Source organism: Klebsiella sp. RIT-PI-d (genome assembly GCF_001187865.1).
Taxonomy (GTDB): domain Bacteria; phylum Pseudomonadota; class Gammaproteobacteria; order Enterobacterales; family Enterobacteriaceae; genus Superficieibacter.
The window spans coordinates 2,223,418-2,241,146 of the sequence record NZ_LGIT01000009.1 but is presented as its reverse complement, the minus strand read 5'-3'; the positions used below and the strand labels follow the sequence as shown (position 1 = coordinate 2,241,146).

General features: G+C 54.4%; 15 protein-coding genes. 11 read left to right on the top strand and 4 right to left on the bottom strand.

Annotation, left to right across the window (positions count from 1 at the left end; translation table 11 throughout):
• Positions 1 to 16: 16 nt before the first annotated feature.
• Together pdxJ and acpS are read left to right on the top strand one after the other, a co-directional pair.
• Positions 17 to 748 carry a pyridoxine 5'-phosphate synthase gene (gene pdxJ / locus AC791_RS16770; protein WP_049841532.1) on the top strand — a complete coding sequence of 244 codons (732 nt, stop codon included), beginning with the start codon at positions 17 to 19 and terminating at the stop codon, positions 746 to 748.
• Positions 748 to 1,128 (top strand): holo-ACP synthase, encoded by a 381-nt coding sequence (gene acpS, locus AC791_RS16765; protein WP_049841531.1) that lies wholly within the window; start codon positions 748 to 750, stop codon positions 1,126 to 1,128. Before pdxJ ends, acpS begins: the two co-directional genes overlap by 1 nt.
• On the opposite strand, the gene AC791_RS16760 is transcribed toward acpS, so the two are convergent.
• A complete protein-coding gene (locus AC791_RS16760; RefSeq protein WP_049841530.1) occupies positions 1,125 to 1,385 on the bottom strand; it encodes a YfhL family 4Fe-4S dicluster ferredoxin in 261 nt (86 codons plus the stop codon). The two genes, acpS and AC791_RS16760, sit on opposite strands and share 4 nt — an antisense overlap.
• A gap of 56 nt (positions 1,386 to 1,441) precedes the next feature.
• Positions 1,442 to 2,290 (bottom strand): MurR/RpiR family transcriptional regulator, encoded by an 849-nt coding sequence (locus AC791_RS16755; RefSeq protein WP_049841667.1) that lies wholly within the window; start codon positions 2,288 to 2,290, stop codon positions 1,442 to 1,444.
• Between the two features lie 108 nt (positions 2,291 to 2,398).
• On the opposite strand from AC791_RS16755, the gene murQ reads away from it, so the two are divergent.
• The 3 genes from murQ (at position 2,399) to tadA (ending at position 4,626) form a co-directional block, all read left to right on the top strand.
• Positions 2,399 to 3,295 (top strand): N-acetylmuramic acid 6-phosphate etherase, encoded by an 897-nt coding sequence (murQ, locus tag AC791_RS16750; protein WP_049841529.1) that lies wholly within the window; start codon positions 2,399 to 2,401, stop codon positions 3,293 to 3,295.
• A 131-nt stretch (positions 3,296 to 3,426) separates the two neighbouring features.
• Positions 3,427 to 4,062, top strand: a complete 636-nt coding sequence (yfhb, locus tag AC791_RS16745) for a phosphatidylglycerophosphatase C (protein ID WP_049841528.1) — start codon at positions 3,427 to 3,429, stop codon at positions 4,060 to 4,062.
• Between the two features lie 60 nt (positions 4,063 to 4,122).
• On the top strand, positions 4,123 to 4,626 hold the full coding sequence (tadA, locus tag AC791_RS16740) for a tRNA adenosine(34) deaminase TadA (RefSeq protein WP_049841527.1): 504 nt from the start codon (positions 4,123 to 4,125) through the stop codon (positions 4,624 to 4,626).
• Here tadA and mltF read toward each other — a convergent pair.
• On the bottom strand, positions 4,623 to 6,164 hold the full coding sequence (gene mltF, locus AC791_RS16735) for a membrane-bound lytic murein transglycosylase MltF (protein ID WP_049841526.1): 1,542 nt from the start codon (positions 6,162 to 6,164) through the stop codon (positions 4,623 to 4,625). The two genes, tadA and mltF, sit on opposite strands and share 4 nt — an antisense overlap.
• Positions 6,165 to 6,422: 258 nt before the next feature.
• Here mltF and purL point away from each other — a divergent pair, with 258 nt between their 5' ends.
• From purL to glnB, 5 genes are all read left to right on the top strand, one after another.
• Positions 6,423 to 10,310 carry a phosphoribosylformylglycinamidine synthase gene (gene purL, locus AC791_RS16730; RefSeq protein ID WP_049841525.1) on the top strand — a complete coding sequence of 1,296 codons (3,888 nt, stop codon included), beginning with the start codon at positions 6,423 to 6,425 and terminating at the stop codon, positions 10,308 to 10,310.
• A gap of 581 nt (positions 10,311 to 10,891) precedes the next feature.
• Positions 10,892 to 12,325, top strand: coding sequence for a two component system sensor histidine kinase QseE/GlrK (qseE, locus tag AC791_RS16725; protein WP_049841524.1), 1,434 nt, complete (start codon positions 10,892 to 10,894; stop codon positions 12,323 to 12,325).
• Entirely contained in the window at positions 12,322 to 13,080 is a 759-nt protein-coding gene (gene qseG, locus AC791_RS16720; RefSeq protein ID WP_049841523.1) for a two-component system QseEF-associated lipoprotein QseG, read from the top strand. The genes qseE and qseG overlap by 4 nt, the downstream gene beginning before the upstream one ends.
• Complete coding sequence (glrR, locus tag AC791_RS16715) at positions 13,067 to 14,404, top strand: two-component system response regulator GlrR (RefSeq protein WP_049841522.1); 1,338 nt, start codon at positions 13,067 to 13,069, stop codon at positions 14,402 to 14,404. The genes qseG and glrR overlap by 14 nt, the downstream gene beginning before the upstream one ends.
• 84 nt (positions 14,405 to 14,488) lie before the next feature.
• Positions 14,489 to 14,827, top strand: coding sequence for a nitrogen regulatory protein P-II (gene glnB, locus AC791_RS16710; protein ID WP_002438074.1), 339 nt, complete (start codon positions 14,489 to 14,491; stop codon positions 14,825 to 14,827).
• A 61-nt stretch (positions 14,828 to 14,888) separates the two neighbouring features.
• Here the strand turns inward: glnB and hmpA are convergent, their stop codons facing one another.
• Positions 14,889 to 16,079, bottom strand: a complete 1,191-nt coding sequence (gene hmpA / locus AC791_RS16705; protein WP_049841521.1) for an NO-inducible flavohemoprotein — start codon at positions 16,077 to 16,079, stop codon at positions 14,889 to 14,891.
• A gap of 271 nt (positions 16,080 to 16,350) precedes the next feature.
• On the opposite strand from hmpA, the gene glyA reads away from it, so the two are divergent.
• A complete protein-coding gene (glyA, locus tag AC791_RS16700; protein WP_049841520.1) occupies positions 16,351 to 17,604 on the top strand; it encodes a serine hydroxymethyltransferase in 1,254 nt (417 codons plus the stop codon).
• The last annotated feature ends 125 nt before the right edge of the window (positions 17,605 to 17,729 follow it).

Sequence of the window (17,729 nt, the reverse complement as noted above, 5' to 3'; positions counted from 1 at the left end):
AAAATTGAGGATTGTCATGGCTGATTTACTGTTAGGCGTCAACATTGACCACATTGCCACCCTGCGTAATGCGCGCGGCACTGCGTACCCGGACCCGGTTCAGGCCGCATTTATTGCTGAACAGGCTGGAGCCGATGGCATCACCGTACATCTGCGTGAAGATCGCCGCCATATTACCGACCGCGACGTTAAGATCCTGCGCCAGACGCTGGACACCCGCATGAATCTTGAAATGGCCGTCACGGAAGAGATGCTGACGATTGCCTGCGAAACCAGACCGCATTTCTGCTGCCTGGTGCCGGAAAAACGTCAGGAAGTGACCACTGAAGGCGGGCTGGATGTCGCGGGACAGCAGGATAAAATGCGCGATGCCTGTCAGCGTCTGGCGGATGCCGGCATTCTCGTTTCACTGTTTATTGATGCCGACCACGCCCAAATCAAAGCCGCAGCCGACGCAGGCGCACCCTATATTGAAATTCATACAGGATGCTACGCGGATGCCAAAGACGAAACGACCCAGGCGCACGAGTTAGCGCGCATTGCAAAGGCCGCAACGTATGCGGCGAGTCTTGGCCTGAAAGTGAATGCGGGTCACGGCCTGACCTACCACAACGTGCAGGCCATTGCGGCGCTGCCGGAAATGCACGAGCTGAATATTGGTCATGCGATTATCGGACGTGCGGTCATGAGCGGTCTGAAAGACGCGGTGGCAGAAATGAAACGTCTGATGCAGGATGCTCGCCGCTGATGGCCATTCTTGGCCTGGGGACGGATATTGTAGAAATTGCCCGCATTGAAGCCGTCATCGCGCGCAGCGGCGATCGGCTGGCGCGCCGGGTATTGAGCGATAACGAATGGGCCATCTGGGAAGCGCACCATCAGCCGGTGCGTTTTCTGGCCAAGCGCTTTGCGGTCAAGGAAGCCGCTGCCAAGGCGTTTGGCACCGGTATTCGTAACGGTCTGGCGTTCAATCAGTTTGAAGTCTACAACGACGAACTGGGAAAACCGCGTTTGCGGTTATGGGGTGAGGCGCAGCGGCTGGCGGAAAACATGGGCGTCACATCAACGCACGTAACGCTGGCAGACGAGCGTCATTACGCCTGCGCAACGGTCATTATTGAGCGTTAGATTTTATCCGCATGATGCAGCAGAACAAACTTATCCCATAGCTGTTCTTCACTCTCCGCATGGAGCGGATCGTGGAGTATGGTGTTGGGGATCGGGCACACTTTCTGGCAGGTCGGCGTCTCATAGTGCCCGACGCACTCGGTACAACGGTCGCTGTTAATAACATACAGGCTGTCACCCATTGAAATCGCCTCGTTAGGGCACTCGGGTTCGCACATATCGCAATTAATGCATTTTTTGGTAATCAACAGCGCCATCAGGAAATTCTCAGAAACAACACAAACAGGGCGGGCATTATACGCCGATATTTTGTTCAGACCAGTTTTTTCACCAGCGCTTCACTCTGGCGGATATGATCCGGCGCATGCTCCAGATCCTGCTGGATCAGCGCCATAAACAGCAGATCGGTTAGCAGCATCTGGGCGCTGGTTGAGGAGATGGCAGCGCTACGGCTGGCCTGTTCTTCTGCGATAGTATAAAGACTGTGGGAGGCGCGCTGCTGCAACGTATTGATCGTAAATCCGGTAAGCGCAAATACCCGGGCACCGACCCGGTGGGCCTCTTCAGCCGCAAGGCAGATTTCACGCCGTTCGCCGCTGTAAGAGATAGCAAACAGCAGATCATCGGGGGCCATCGCCTGCACTCCTGCCAGTAACGCATGCATATCCAGTTCAATAATGGCGTTAAGGCCGATTTTCATTAGCTTCCAGCCAAAATTTCTCGCCACCAGCCCGGATGCACCAATGCCGGTCAAGATTATCCGCCTCGCCCCGCGCAGCATCTGCACACTTTCCAGAAGCTTCTCTTCGCTATTGATATCGAGTGAGGCGTGCATTGCCGCCAGTTTTTCCGCAATCAGCTTTTCGCCGACCAGAAGCAGGGGATCGTCCCCGCGAATATGGTTATGTACCGGCACAGAGGGCGGCTGGGGAAGGCTGATTAATGCTTCACCGATCGCCAGTTTCAGCGCCGGGAACCCCTTAAAACCCAGTTTTTGTGCGAACTTTACTACACTTGACTGGCTGACGCCTGCCTCATGCGCAAGCTGCTGTGAACTTAAATGAATAGCTTCATTGGGGCGTGAGAGTAAAAAATCCGCCAGCTTTTTATCGCTTTGGGCCAGTGCCGGATAGCGCTGACGGATACGGTTCAAACAGTTCATAACATCTCCCGCCGGTACGACAATCAGGGTGAAAAAAGACTCGCCTGGATGAATAATATATTCCAATATAGCCGTTATATTATGAATTAAAAATTCTGGAGCGACAAAATGAATCTTGGTTCACTGCTTTCTGAAACCCGTAATGCCCGCACGATGGGGCTGGACGACGTCTCTACGCGTGAAATGGTTAACTTACTCAATTATGAAGATGCGCAGGTCGCGCCCGCCGTTGCGGCGGTGCTGGACGACGTGGCTAAAGCGGTTGATGCGGCGGCGGCGGCGCTTCAGGCTGGCGGGCGCATCATCTATATGGGGGCAGGGACCAGCGGACGTCTGGGGGTGCTGGATGCCTCTGAATGCCCGCCCACGTTCGGCGTCCCGCACGGTCTGGTCGTCGGGCTGATTGCCGGCGGGCCGGGCGCGCTGCTGAAAGCGGTCGAAGGCGCAGAAGATAATCCGCATCTGGGTGAAGAAGACTTACAGGCGTTACATCTTGCGGCTCAGGATGTTGTGGTGGGCATAGCGGCCTCCGGACGTACGCCTTACGTGATCGGCGGCCTGCGCTATGCTAAAGCCGTTGGATGCACCACCGTTGCCCTCTCGTGTAACCCGGCTTCGCCGATTGCCAGCGAAGCAGACATTGCTATTTCCCCGCTGGTTGGCCCGGAAGCGCTCACCGGCTCTACACGCCTGAAATCAGGCACCGCACAAAAGATGGTGCTTAATATGATCTCAACCGGGGCGATGGTTAAGTTCGGTAAGGTGTACCAGAATCTGATGGTCGATATGAAGGCAACCAACATCAAGCTTATCGATCGCGCCTGCCGAATGGTAACAGAAGCGACCGGCATCGGGCGTGAGCAGGCAGAGCAGGTGCTCGGTCAGACTGATTATGAAGTCAAACCGGCCATTCTGATGGTGCTTACCGGGCTGGATGCGGTGACGGCCAGTACCCGACTTAAGCAGCATCACGGTTTCCTGCGCGCGGCGCTGGCAGACGATTAACGCCTGCATCAGGAACTTGTGACCGCCGGAACCGGAAAAATCAGGATCTATCTGTTAGGCTAATTAAGGTATTTATCGCCTGGTAGCGTATCGCCAGCTAATGGAAGCTTAACGATTCAGAGGAGTAAGGTTTGGCAACTCACGAGCGTCGCGTCGTCTTTTTTGATCTTGATGGAACGCTGCATCAGCAGGATATGTTCGGCAGTTTCCTGCGCTATCTGCTACGTCAACAGCCTTTAAATGCGCTGCTTGTCCTGCCTTTACTTCCGGTTATCGGCATTGCGCTGCTGATCAAAGGCCGCGCTGCGCGTTGGCCAATGAGTCTGCTGTTATGGGGATGTACATTTGGTCACAGTGAAGCGCATCTGAAACGGCTTGAAAGCCAGTTTGTTGCCTGGTTTCGTCAGCATGTGACTGCTTTTCCGGTTGTACATGAGCAGCTGACCGAATATTTGACCAGTACGGATGCCGACGTCTGGTTAATTACCGGCTCGCCGCAGCCGCTGGTAGAGCAGGTTTATGTTGATACGCCCTGGCTGCCCAAAGTTAATCTTATTGCCAGTCAGATCCGTCGGCACAATGGCGGATGGGTATTGACGATGCGCTGTCTGGGCCATGAAAAGGTGGCTCAGCTGGAACGTCGTATTGGTACACCGCTGCGTCTGCACAGCGGCTACAGCGACAGTAAACAGGATAACCCGCTGCTTTACTTCTGCCAGCATCGCTGGCGTGTCACGCCGTCAGGAACGCTTCAGCAACTCGAATGATGTTTAAAGGAGAGCCGCTGTGTATAATGCGCCCCCGCTTTTATCGCTGGAGTGCCTGCTTTGTCCGACCATGAACTGAATCACGAACACTGGATGCGCCACGCGCTGACGCTGGCTCAACGCGCCTGGGATGAGGGTGAAGTGCCGGTGGGAGCGGTGCTGGTACATGAGAATCGCGTTATTGGCGAAGGCTGGAACCGGCCGATAGGGCGTCACGATCCCACGGCGCATGCGGAGATCATGGCCCTGCGGCAGGGCGGGCTGGTGCTGCAAAACTACCGGCTTATTGACACCACGCTTTACGTTACCCTGGAGCCGTGCGTAATGTGCGCCGGCGCAATGGTTCACAGCCGCATCGGGCAGCTGGTCTTTGGTGCGCGCGATGCCAAAACCGGGGCGGCCGGATCGTTAATTGATATTCTGCATCATCCCGGCATGAATCATCGGGTGGAATTTACTGAAGGCGTGTTAAAGGACACGTGCGCGACCTTACTCAGCGAGTTTTTTCGCCACCGTCGTCAGGTTAAAAAAGCCCTCAGACAGGCAGAAAAAGACCCACGCTAGCGGCGAGGGCCATCAGCCAGCACCGGGGCCTTTGAATGCGTGCCGTATCCGCTATCCAGCATGGAGATAAACGGCACGACGGAGGGCGATTCCTGTTCCAGCGTCTCGGGCGATACAGCAGGATAGGCGCGTGAAAGCTGAAGTGTTTTTTCCATCATTCGCTCTTTCTCGATTAAATAACCGACCAGGCTGATTTGATATTTACGGATGTTTTCGACAAACGCGTACGCTTCATGCCCGCGCGCGTAGCCGTAGGTCAGACTGCCGTACACGGGTTTCTGACTGAGTAGTGGTAAACGCTGCTTTACGTCGGCCCAGCTATCAGGATTGCCGTTTTGCTTTGCCGTGAGTGCCCTGACGTCCAGCATATGCGCATAGCCCATATTATAGGCTGCCAGTGCAAACCAGATACGTTCGTTTTCAGGCACGGTGTCCGGTACTTTGCCGATCAGCTCACGCAGATAGCGCATTCCGCCGCTGATGCTTTGCTCGGCGTCGGTCCTGTCGCTTAAACCCAGACTTTGCGCGGTATTGCGGGTCAACATCATCATGCCGCGCACGCCGGTAGACGAGGTGGCCTGCGGGTCCCAGTGCGATTCCTGATAGGCAATAGCCGCCAGTAACCGCCAGTCGATTGTGTCTGCGTATTTCTCAAACAGCGGCTGGAAGTCCGGGAGCGTACTGTCAACAGCGCGTAAAAATGAGCGGGTATCAACATAGTCAAAATCCCGACCGTGCCCAAGATACTTCTCTTCCAGGCGAGCAATAGTTCCTTCCGCAGTTTGCTTATCAAAGAAGACCTGCATGGCTTCTGACAGCGTTTTGTCTTCATCCTGCACGCTAAACCAGGTAACCGGTTGTTCATCGGTGACGTCCAGCGCGACCGCCAGTTCCGGGTGCACCCGCTGAAACAGACTGATGGCACCCGAATCCGTAATAGTGTAGTCAACTCGCCCTGCGACAACATCTTCCATTAGCGTCCGGCTGTTTCGTTGATGATCAACCGTCCAGTTAAGATCCGGAAATTTTTTAGCCTTAAGTTCACGCAGATCGTTAATCACCGCATGGCCCGGCGCTATCGTCAGCTGGTGCGCGCCAATAGACTCCAGCGAGCGGGGACGATAGCTGCCCATACGGTAAACCAGCTGCTGAGAAACGGAAGAGTAGGGGGGGCCAGGCTGATAATGCTTCGCCCGTTCGCTGTTCCATACCAGACCGGCCGCCAGGAGATCGGCGTTGCCGTTATCCAGATCGTCAAACAGCTGATCAATTGTTGGCCTGATCGTCACTTTCAGGCGTACGCCAAGTTGATCGGCAAACTGCTGCGCCAGTTCATAATCGAAACCTTCGACCTTGCCATTAATATTGATATAGGTCATTGGCGACGTAATGGTGCTAATACGCAGTTCACCGCGCGCCCGGATGGCCGCCAGCCGGTTCTCTGGCAGACTTTGCCACACAAGCACGGTCAGCAGAGCGAATAAAAATAATATAACAGACGCTGCGGCCAGTGGATAAATAATTTTTATTTTTTTCAAACAGTTAGTTCTCTTCGCCGTTCCTGAGTCCGATGATCTACAGCTCATGGAATGTGAGCGAATGTTTCAGAAGGAGCGGCATTTTGCTTAACAATACGTCGTCTGGCAACTTTTTCAGGTTGTGTGCCACACTGAATGTTAAAACCAGAAAGGCATTTAATTTCGACGCAAACGGTTTCGTCGCGGCGCACAATTCTTTATAATGACGCCCGTTTTCCCCCCATTGCGCACACTGAAAACTGAGAAGACGAGAGACTTATGATGGAAATTCTGCGTGGTTCGCCTGCCCTGTCGGCATTCCGAATGAATAAATTGCTGGCGCGCTTTCAGGCGTCCAACCTGCCGGTAAGCACCCTTTACGCTGAGTATATCCATTTTGCCGATCTAAGCGCGCCGCTGAGTGCGGAAGAACACGCCCAGCTTGAACGTCTGCTGACCTACGGCCCACACCTTAATAGTCATACCCCTTCAGGAAAATTGCTGCTGGTTACGCCACGTCCTGGCACCATCTCTCCCTGGTCTTCTAAAGCCACTGATATCGCGCATAACTGCGGCCTGCAACAGGTTAACCGCCTTGAGCGCGGCGTGGCGTATTACGTTGAAGCTTCGACTCTTACTGCTGAGCAGTGGCAGGCTGTCGCCGCAGAATTACACGATCGCATGATGGAAACGGTATTCACTTCGCAGGATGAAGCAGAAGCCCTGTTTGCCCATCATCAGCCGACGCCGGTGACTTCGGTTGATCTGCTGGGGAAAGGGCGGCAGGCGCTGAGCGATGCGAACCAGCGCCTCGGGCTGGCGCTGGCGGATGATGAAATTGATTATCTTCAGGATGCCTTTACCCGTCTGGGCCGTAATCCGAACGACATTGAGTTATACATGTTTGCGCAGGCGAACTCTGAGCACTGTCGGCATAAAATCTTTAATGCTGACTGGATCATTGACGGCCAGCAGCAGCAGAAGTCGCTGTTTAAGATGATCAAAAATACCTTTGAGCAAACGCCGGATCACGTCTTATCAGCGTATAAAGATAATGCGGCCGTCATGGAGGGTTCCGACGTGGGGCGCTTCTTCGCCGACCATAAAAACGGGCGCTATGATTTTCATCAGGAAGCTGCGCATATCCTGATGAAGGTCGAAACGCACAACCACCCGACGGCAATTTCACCGTGGCCGGGAGCGGCAACCGGCTCCGGCGGCGAGATCCGCGACGAAGGTGCCACCGGGCGCGGTGCTAAACCCAAAGCCGGGCTGGTGGGTTTTTCGGTTTCCAACCTGCGTATTCCTGGCTTTGAACAGCCGTGGGAAGAAGATTTCGGTAAACCCGATCGCATCGTTACCGCGCTGGACATCATGACCGACGGCCCGCTGGGCGGCGCGGCATTTAACAACGAATTTGGCCGTCCGGCCCTGACCGGTTACTTCCGTACTTACGAGGAAAAGGTTAACAGCCACAACGGTGAGGAGCTGCGCGGTTATCACAAGCCGATCATGCTGGCGGGCGGGATCGGTAATATTCGTGCCGATCATGTGCAGAAAGGCGAGATCGTTGTCGGCGCGAAGCTGATCGTTCTGGGCGGTCCGGCGATGAATATCGGGCTGGGCGGCGGCGCGGCCTCTTCAATGGCATCCGGGCAGTCTGATGCGGATCTCGATTTTGCTTCAGTCCAGCGTGATAACCCGGAGATGGAACGTCGTTGTCAGGAAGTGATTGACCGCTGCTGGCAGCTTGGCGAGGCTAACCCGATCCTCTTTATTCACGATGTGGGCGCGGGCGGCCTGTCTAACGCGATGCCGGAACTGGTTAGCGATGGCGGACGCGGCGGCAAGTTCGAACTGCGTGACGTGTTGAGCGACGAGCCTGGAATGAGTCCGCTGGAAATCTGGTGTAACGAATCTCAGGAACGCTATGTACTGGCGGTGGCGGCTGACCAGCTGCCGCTGTTTGATGAACTGTGCCAGCGCGAGCGTGCGCCATACGCGGTCATCGGTGAAGCTACTGATGAACAGCATCTGGTCATGAATGACCGTCATTTTGATAATCAGCCGATCGATCTCCCGCTGGACGTCCTGCTCGGCAAAACGCCGAAGATGACCCGCGATGTGCAAACCCGTAAGGCCACTGGCGACGCCTTCGATCGTCACAGCGTGACCGTCGAAGAGGCCGTGAAGCGCGTACTGCATCTGCCGACCGTGGCAGAGAAAACGTTTCTGGTCACCATTGGCGATCGCAGCGTGACCGGTATGGTCGCCCGCGATCAGATGGTGGGTCCGTGGCAAATCCCGGTAGCAAACTGTGCGGTGACCACTGCCAGCCTCGACAGCTACTACGGCGAAGCCATGTCGCTGGGCGAACGTGCACCCGTTGCGCTGCTGGACTTCGCCGCATCGGCGCGTCTGGCGGTTGGTGAAGCCCTGACTAACATTGCCGCCACGCACATTGGCGATATTAAACGCATTAAGCTTTCCGCAAACTGGATGTCCGCAGCCGGACATCCGGGTGAAGATGCCGGTTTGTATGAAGCGGTCAAAGCGGTAGGCGAAGAGCTGTGTCCGGCGCTTGGATTAACCATTCCGGTAGGCAAAGACTCTATGTCGATGAAAACCCGCTGGCAGGAAGGCCACGAGCAGCGCGAAATGACCTCGCCGCTGTCACTGGTGATCACCGCGTTTGCCCGCGTGGAAGATGTTCGTCAGACCATCACTCCGCAGCTTTCGGTTGAAGACAATGTGCTGCTGCTGATCGACTTAGGGCTGGGCAACAATGCCCTCGGCGCAACGGCGCTGGCACAGGTTTACCGCCAGCTGGGTAATGCTCCGGCCGATGTACGTAGCGCGGAGCAACTTAAAGGCTTTTACGACGCCATTCAGGCGCTGGTTGCCGCCCGTCAGCTGCTGGCCTATCACGACCGCTCCGACGGCGGGTTACTGGTGACGCTGGCAGAAATGGCGTTTGCCGGTCACTGCGGCGTTGAGGCTGATATCGCCGCGCTGGGCGACGACCGACTTGCCGCGCTGTTTAACGAAGAGCTGGGGGCGGTCATTCAGGTGCGTGCGGCCGATCGTCAGGCGGTGGAAGAGGTGCTGAACGCGCATGGTCTTGGCGATTGCGTACACTACCTGGGGCAGGCGGTAGCGGGCGACCGCTTTGTTATCACCTCTGATGAGCACCCTGTGTTTAATGAAAGCCGCACCACCCTGCGGATGTGGTGGGCAGAAACCACCTGGCAGATGCAGCGTTTGCGTGATAACCCGGAGTGCGCCGATCAGGAGCATGAGGCAAAACGTAATGACAACGATCCGGGCCTCAATGTGAAGCTCTCATTTGATATCAATGAGGATATTGCTGCGCCATATATTGCCACCGGTGCGCGGCCAAAAGTGGCCGTGCTGCGTGAGCAGGGGGTTAACTCTCATGTCGAAATGGCGGCAGCGTTCCATCGTGCGGGCTTTGATGCCATCGACGTCCATATGAGTGACCTGCTGGCAGGACGCACAGGTCTGGAGAGTTTCCAGGCGCTGGTTGCCTGCGGCGGCTTCTCCTATGGCGATGTGCTGGGGGCGGGCGAAGGCTGGGCGAAGTCGATCCTGTTCAATAACCGCGTGCGCGATGAGTTCGAAACCTTCTTCCACCGGCCACAAACGCTGGCGCTCGGCGTGTGTAACGGGTGCCAGATGATGTCGAATCTTCGCGAGCTGATCCCGGGCAGCGAACAGTGGCCGCGTTTCGTGCGTAACCTCTCCGATCGTTTCGAAGCACGCTTCAGCCTGGTGGAAGTAACGCAAAGTCCGTCCCTGCTGTTACAGGGCATGGTTGGCTCGCAGATGCCCATTGCCGTGTCGCACGGGGAAGGGCGCGTGGAAGTACGTGATGCGGCGCATCTCGCTCAGCTTGAAAGCAAAGGGCTGGTCGCGTTGCGCTATGTCGATAACACAGGCAGCGTGACGCAAACTTATCCGGCGAACCCGAATGGTTCACCGAATGGGATCACCGCAGTGACCAGCGAAAGTGGTCGCGTAACCGTGATGATGCCGCATCCTGAGCGCGTCTTCCGCACCGTCAGCAACTCCTGGCACCCGGAGAACTGGGGCGAGGACAGCCCGTGGATGCGTATTTTCCGCAATGCGCGTAAACAGTTAGGCTAAGGGCGGACTGCCGCCACGTCTGCGGACATCAATGATGAATTGATAGCGCAGTTTTACCAGCCGGGCATTTTGCCCGGCTTTTTTATTGTGAAAGCGATCGACAATGTGTGTCTGCAAAACCCGACATTATGCTTAAGGCGTGTCGCTTATTGGAGACATTTAAATTATTGATTTTTATATGTTATTAAAACTACCTAAAAAGGTGTTGTTTTTTGGCGACACATTGAACGAAAAGCAGACGGCAATGTTATATCACCTTTTTTATATAAATCCTTTTTAAAACATGCGTATAAAAAATAATTTTCAAAACTGGCACGCATGATGCATAATATTAACCAGTGGCTCATTCACCTTCTTATGTCAGCCCCCTCGGGACGCGCTACATAAACTTCGAATGACGCACAACAAGGTGCCTGCCGTCCAACTTCTGATAATTGCTTTTGCTTTATCAACCATCGGGCGAAACGTCGAGTTAGGCACCGCCTTATTACATAATAAAGCCGGGTTAATACCCGGCTTTATTGTATCTGCCTTCCGCCTCAGTTAGCATCGGCCTATTCAGGTCTGATGAGAGTAACACCTTGACGCGCTGGTCCATTTTCCCCCGCTCGCTAAGACAGCTGGTCATGCTGGCGTTTTTGCTGATCCTGCTTCCCCTTCTGGTGCTGGCATGGCAGGCGTGGCAAAGCCTGAATGCGCTAAGCGCTCAGGCAGCGCATACTAACCGGACGACGCTTATTGATGCACGCCGTAGTGAGGCGATGACTAACGTGGCGCTGGAAATGGAGCGTAGCTATCGCCAGTACTGCGTGCTCGACGATCCCACCCTTGCGCGGGTCTATCAGGGGCAGCGTAAGCGTTATATTGATATGCTTGATGCTCATGCCGGTGTTCTACCGGATGATAAACTCTATCAGACTCTGCGCCAGAATCTTAACGCGCTGGCCCAGCTCCAGTGCCTTAATAACGGTCCGACCACGCAATCAGCGCGTCAGCTTGAGGCTTTCGCCAGTGCCAATAGCGATATGGTACAGGCGACACGCGCCGTCGTTTTCTCCCGGGGGCAGCAGCTTCAGCAGGAAATTGCCGAACGCGGGCAATTTTTCGGCTGGCAGGCGCTGATCCTCTTTCTCATTAGTCTACTGATGGTACTGCTTTTCACCCGCATGATTATTGGGCCGGTTAAAGGCATTGAGCGGATGATCAATCGGCTGGGCGAAGGACGTTCTCTCGGTAATACGGTCGTATTACGCGGGCCGCGAGAACTTCGCTCCGTCGGGCAACGCATCATCTGGCTAAGCGAGCGTCTTTCATGGCTTGAAGCACAGCGCCATCAGTTTTTACGTCATCTCTCGCATGAGCTAAAAACGCCGCTTGCCAGTATGCGTGAGGGGACAGAGCTGCTGGCCGATCAGATCGTTGGTCCCCTGACCGCTGAACAGGCTGAAGTGGTCAATATCCTCGACGCCAGCAGCCGTAATCTGCAAAAGTTGATTGAACAATTGCTTGATTACAATAGAAAACTCGCTGATAGCGCCACTGAAATCGAACCCGTTGAGCTTGCTCCGCTGGTGGAGGGGGTAATATCTGCACACAGCCTTCCGGCGCGGGCAAAAATGATGTCGACCCGCGTTACGCTGGATGAACCGGCCTGTCTTGCAGAACCCATGCTATTAATGAGCGTGCTGGATAATCTTTATTCGAATGCGGTGTACTATGGAAATGAATCCGGTAACATTTATATTCGTAGCCAGCGCCATGACAATCGGGTACGGATTGAAGTCAGCAATACCGGTTCACCTATCCCTGAGGCAGAAAAATCGATGATTTTTGAGCCTTTTTACCAGGGAAGCCATCAGCGTAAAGGCGCAGTTAAAGGCAGCGGCCTGGGGCTAAGTATTGCCAGGGACTGTGTTCGCAGGATGCAGGGCGAGCTTCACCTGGTTGATGAAAGCACCGGGAATATCTGTTTTCGCATTGAACTACCCGTCTCGGGGCCGGACACCTTAAAATGAAAATTAATCGGGTAACTATGTCACACACTCTGGCACGTTTTGATCCTGTCGGGTTCTCTCGTCTTTTTTGGGCGCTCCCTGTGTCCTGCCTGCTGCTGGTCGGATGTTCATCACATTTAGTGCATCGCGCCCCGGATAAAGCCCAGGAGAAAATCCCTCAGCATCAGGTTGCTGATTTCCTCTCCACGGAGTGTACGAATATCTGGACGGCAGGCACCACAGAGCGTGATAAAAACCCGCTCTACTGGCTGCGTGGTATTGACTGCGCCGAGCGTCTCTCTGCGCAGCAGGCAAGAGCTGAGGCACGTTTCTGGTCCGACGATACCTGGCAGGATGCGTTCAGACGCGGCATTATGTTAGCCAATGCTAAAATCACGCCGGTCGAGCGGCGCGACAGCGTGACCCGACTGGATGCGCTAAGCCCGCAAATACCGGCCCAGGTGCGTCCGTTGTATCAACTGTGGCGCGACACCCAGGCGCTACAGCTGCAACTTTCCGAGGAACGCTATCGCTACAGTAAACTTCAGCAGTCTGCTGATGGCGAACTGGATACGCTGCGCCAACAACAGCAGGCGTTACAAAGTCAGCTGGATGCCACAACCCGCAAGCTGGAGGGGCTGACCGATATTGAGCGTCAGCTATCCTCCCGTAAACCCGCCGGTAATCTCAGCTCAGACGTCAGCCATGCGAGCGATAAACCGGCCGCGCCACAAGAAAATCAGCCTGCCGACGAGGATAGCCATGATAAGCCGTAAACCTGCCCATCTTTTACTGGTGGACGACGATCCGGGGCTGCTTAAGCTCTTAGGAATGCGTTTGACCAGCGAAGGCTACAGCGTGGTTACGGCCGCGAGCGGTCAGGAAGGGCTGCGCGTCCTCAATCGTGAAAAAGTCGATCTGGTGATAAGCGATTTGCGCATGGATGAGATGGACGGAATGCAGCTGTTTGCCGGGATCCAGAAACTCCAGCCTGGGATGCCGGTTATTATTCTTACCGCTCACGGCTCCATTCCGGATGCGGTGGCCGCTACCCGGCAGGGCGTTTTTAGCTTTCTGACCAAGCCGGTCGATAAAGACGCGCTGTATAAAGCCATCAACGATGCGCTTGAGCACTCTGCGCCCGCAACCGATGAGCGCTGGCGTGAATCCATTGTGACCCGAAGCCCGGTAATGCTGCGCCTGATTGAACAGGCGCAAATGATCGCTCAGTCGGACGTTAGCATCTTGATTAATGGTCAGAGCGGTACCGGCAAAGAAGTCTTTGCCCAGGCGATCCACAATGCCAGCCCGCGTGCGAGCCAGCCTTTTATCGCCATTAACTGCGGTGCGCTGCCGGAACAATTGTTGGAGTCCGAGTTATTCGGCCATGCCCGCGGAGCATTTACCGGCGCGGTAAGTAACCGGGAAGGGCTGTTTCAGGCAGCGCAAGGCGGCACGCTGTTTCTCGATGAAATTGGTGATATGCCGATCCCTCTCCAGGTTAAGCTTTTGCGCGTGCTTCAGGAGCGAAAAGTCCGACCGCTCGGCAGTAACCGCGACCTTGATATTGACGTGCGTATCGTCTCCGCTACCCATCGCGATTTACCCAAGGCCATGGCACGCGGTGAGTTTCGTGAAGATCTGTTTTATCGCCTTAACGTGGTTAACCTGAAAATTCCGGCGCTGGCCGACCGTACGGAAGATATCCCGCTGCTGGCCAATCATTTGCTGCGCTTATCTGCCGACCGTCATAAACCGTTTGTACGCGCTTTTTCGACCGATGCCATGAAGCGTCTCATGACTGCCGCATGGCCGGGAAATGTGCGCCAGCTGGTTAACGTCATCGAACAGTGTGTGGCGCTAACGTCGTCCCCGGTAATAAGCGATGCGCTGGTTGAGCAGGCGCTTGAGGGCGAAAATACGGCGCTGCCGACCTTTGCCGATGCGCGTAATCAGTTCGAACTTAATTATCTGCGCAAGCTGCTGCAAATAACCAAAGGCAACGTGACGCATGCGGCACGCATGGCCGGACGTAATCGAACTGAATTTTATAAATTGCTTTCGCGTCATGAACTGGAAGCCAACGACTTTAAAGAGTAATTTGTCGCGCTTTTCAATATTGAGATATGATACGGTGAGCAACCGTTTACGCGAATAAAACAGACAACGTTTCCAGGGAACACCATGAAAAAGATCGATGCGATAATCAAACCTTTTAAACTGGATGATGTGCGTGAAGCGCTGGCCGAAGTCGGAATTACCGGGATGACAGTGACCGAGGTTAAAGGTTTTGGTCGTCAGAAAGGCCACACCGAACTGTACCGTGGCGCTGAATATATGGTGGATTTTCTGCCGAAAGTAAAAATTGAAATTGTCGTTACCGACGACATTGTCGACACCTGCGTAGATACCATCATCCGCACGGCGCAGACCGGCAAAATTGGTGACGGTAAAATCTTCGTCTTTGACGTCGCTCGCGTGGTGCGGATCCGTACCGGTGAAGAAGACGACGCGGCCATCTGATATCATTGAGCAGCGAGTCGGCAAGGCTGTCCGGCGACTCGCGCATCTACAGGCTAACGCATTAAAGAACTTTATGCGGGCCAAAACATTCGTAATGAATACGATCTGTGCTAATTCCTGATTCTACTAACTGCCGCGCCGCAAATTGCATAAAGGCGACCGGACCGCAAAGATAATACTCACTGAGCGGATCGTTCAGAGTCTCTTCACGCTGGCGCAGATCCATCAGACCCTCACTATTAAATCGGGCCGCCTGACGATCGGCTTCGCTCGGCAGACGATACCAGATGTGCGCGGTAAACTTCGGCAAGGCGTTGCCAAGCATCATTACTTCATCGGTAAACGCATGAACATCGCCGTTTTCGGCGGCGTGATACCAGTTGACCGGTGCGGGATGCTTGTTCTGAGCGAGCGTATCAAGCATCGCCAGCATTGGCGTTTGCCCGACCCCGGCCGAGATAAGCGTCACCGGCGTTTGAGGATCGACACGCATAAAAAAATCGCCCGCAGGCGCGGTGAGATAAACCACATCACCCACGATTGCCTCGTTATGCAGCCAGCTGGAAACCTGACCGCCCGCTTCGCGTTTTACTGCAATACGGTAGCGTTTGCCGTCGCCTTTACGCGTCAGTGAATACTGGCGGATTTCCTGAAAGGCAAAATCCTTCGGCTTCAGCCAGACGCCAAGATATTGACCCGGCTGATAATCGGCTACCGGCTCTCCGTCTACGGGTTCAAATTCAAAACTGGTGACCAGGCTGCTGCGCGGCGTTTTATCGACGATGCGAAATGCCCGGGTTCCTTCCCAGCCACCCGTCTTACTGGCATTTTGCTGATAAAGCTGTGCTTCACGATCGATAAATACACCCGCCAGCACACCGTAGGCCTTACCCCATGCGTCAAGTACCTCCTGACCAGGACTAAGCATCTCATCCAGCGTCGCCAGCAGGTGTTTTCCGACGATATCGTACTGCGCAGGCTTTATCTGAAAACTGGTGTGCTTCTGGGCGATTTTTTCGACGGCTGGCAGCAGGGCCGGGAGGTTATCAATATTGCTGGCGTAGGCGGCGATGGCATTGAACAGCGCTTCACGCTGGTCACCATTGCGCTGGTTACTCATATTGAAAATATCTTTAAGTTCCGGATTGTGCTCAAACATGCGGTCATAAAAATGGGCGGTCAGTTTAGGGCCGGTTTTCAGCAGCAGGGGAATGGTGGCTTTCACCGTAGCAATAGTTTGCGTATCAAGCATAGCAGGCTCCTTTTTATAAGATGTATTTTAAATGAATCTTATAAAAATACCCTTATGTTGTAAATGGTTCTTTGCAACTTGAAAAACACGCATTTTTAACCTGAAAAGAATTCCACTGCTTTCGGTAAGCTTTTAATCGCATAAAGCCTGATATGACGGCATGCCAATCGTTTGCGTAAAATCCTTTGTCAAGACCTGTTATCACGATAGCAATCAGTTATACTGTCCGCCGTTGCCAAATTTTAATTGTTAGCTGAGTCAGGAGATGCGGATGTTAAAGCGTGAAATGAACATTGCCGATTATGATGCCGAGCTGTGGCAGGCTATGGAGCAGGAAAAAGTACGTCAGGAAGAACATATCGAACTGATCGCCTCCGAGAACTACACCAGCCCGCGCGTCATGCAGGCGCAGGGTTCTCAGCTGACCAATAAATATGCTGAAGGTTATCCGGGCAAGCGTTATTACGGCGGTTGTGAGTACGTTGATATCGTTGAACAACTGGCGATTGACCGTGCAAAAGAACTGTTTGGTGCCGACTACGCCAACGTGCAGCCGCACTCCGGCTCTCAGGCTAACTTCGCAGTGTACACCGCGCTGCTGCAGCCTGGCGATACCGTTCTCGGGATGAACCTGGCACAGGGCGGCCACCTGACGCACGGCTCTCCGGTTAACTTCTCCGGCAAACTGTACAACATCATCCCTTACGGAATTGATGAGTCCGGTAAAATTGACTACGAAGACATGGCTAAGCAGGCGCAGGCCCATAAACCGAAGATGATCATCGGCGGCTTCTCTGCTTACTCTGGCGTCGTTGACTGGGCAAAAATGCGTGAAATCGCCGACAGCATTGGCGCGTATCTGTTTGTCGATATGGCTCACGTTGCCGGTCTGATTGCGGCAGGCGTCTATCCGAACCCGGTTCCGCATGCACACGTGGTCACCACCACCACCCATAAAACGCTGGCTGGCCCACGTGGCGGTCTGATCCTGGCGAAAGGCGGCGATGAAGAGCTGTATAAGAAGCTGAACTCTGCCGTGTTCCCGAGCGCGCAGGGCGGCCCGCTGATGCACGTTATCGCAGCGAAAGCGGTGGCGCTGAAAGAAGCGATGGAGCCTGAATTCAAGGTCTATCAGCAGCAGGTTGCGAAAAATGCCAAAGCGATGGTCGAGGTGTTCCTGAGTCGCGGTTACAAAGTGGTCTCTGGCGGAACTGAAAACCACCTGTTCCTGCTGGATCTGGTTGATAAAAACCTGACCGGTAAAGAAGCTGACGCCGCCCTGGGCCGCGCCAACATCACCGTCAACAAAAACAGCGTGCCAAACGATCCGAAAAGCCCGTTTGTCACCTCCGGCATTCGTATCGGTTCCCCGGCCGTTACTCGCCGCGGCTTTAAAGAAGCGGAAGTGAAAGAACTGGCAGGCTGGATGTGTGATGTCCTGGACAATATTAATGATGAAGCCCTGATTGAGCGCATCAAAGGTAAAGTACTGGATATCTGCGCCCGTTTCCCGGTTTACGCGTAACGACTTTGCTGTTTAAGGGCCGCCGCGAGCGGCCTTTTTTATTTCAGCTTTTAGTGATGTCAATAATATGTTGCTTAACGTTGCAAGCCGTGACGTTTATCGCCAGACTGTTGCCTCCAATCAGG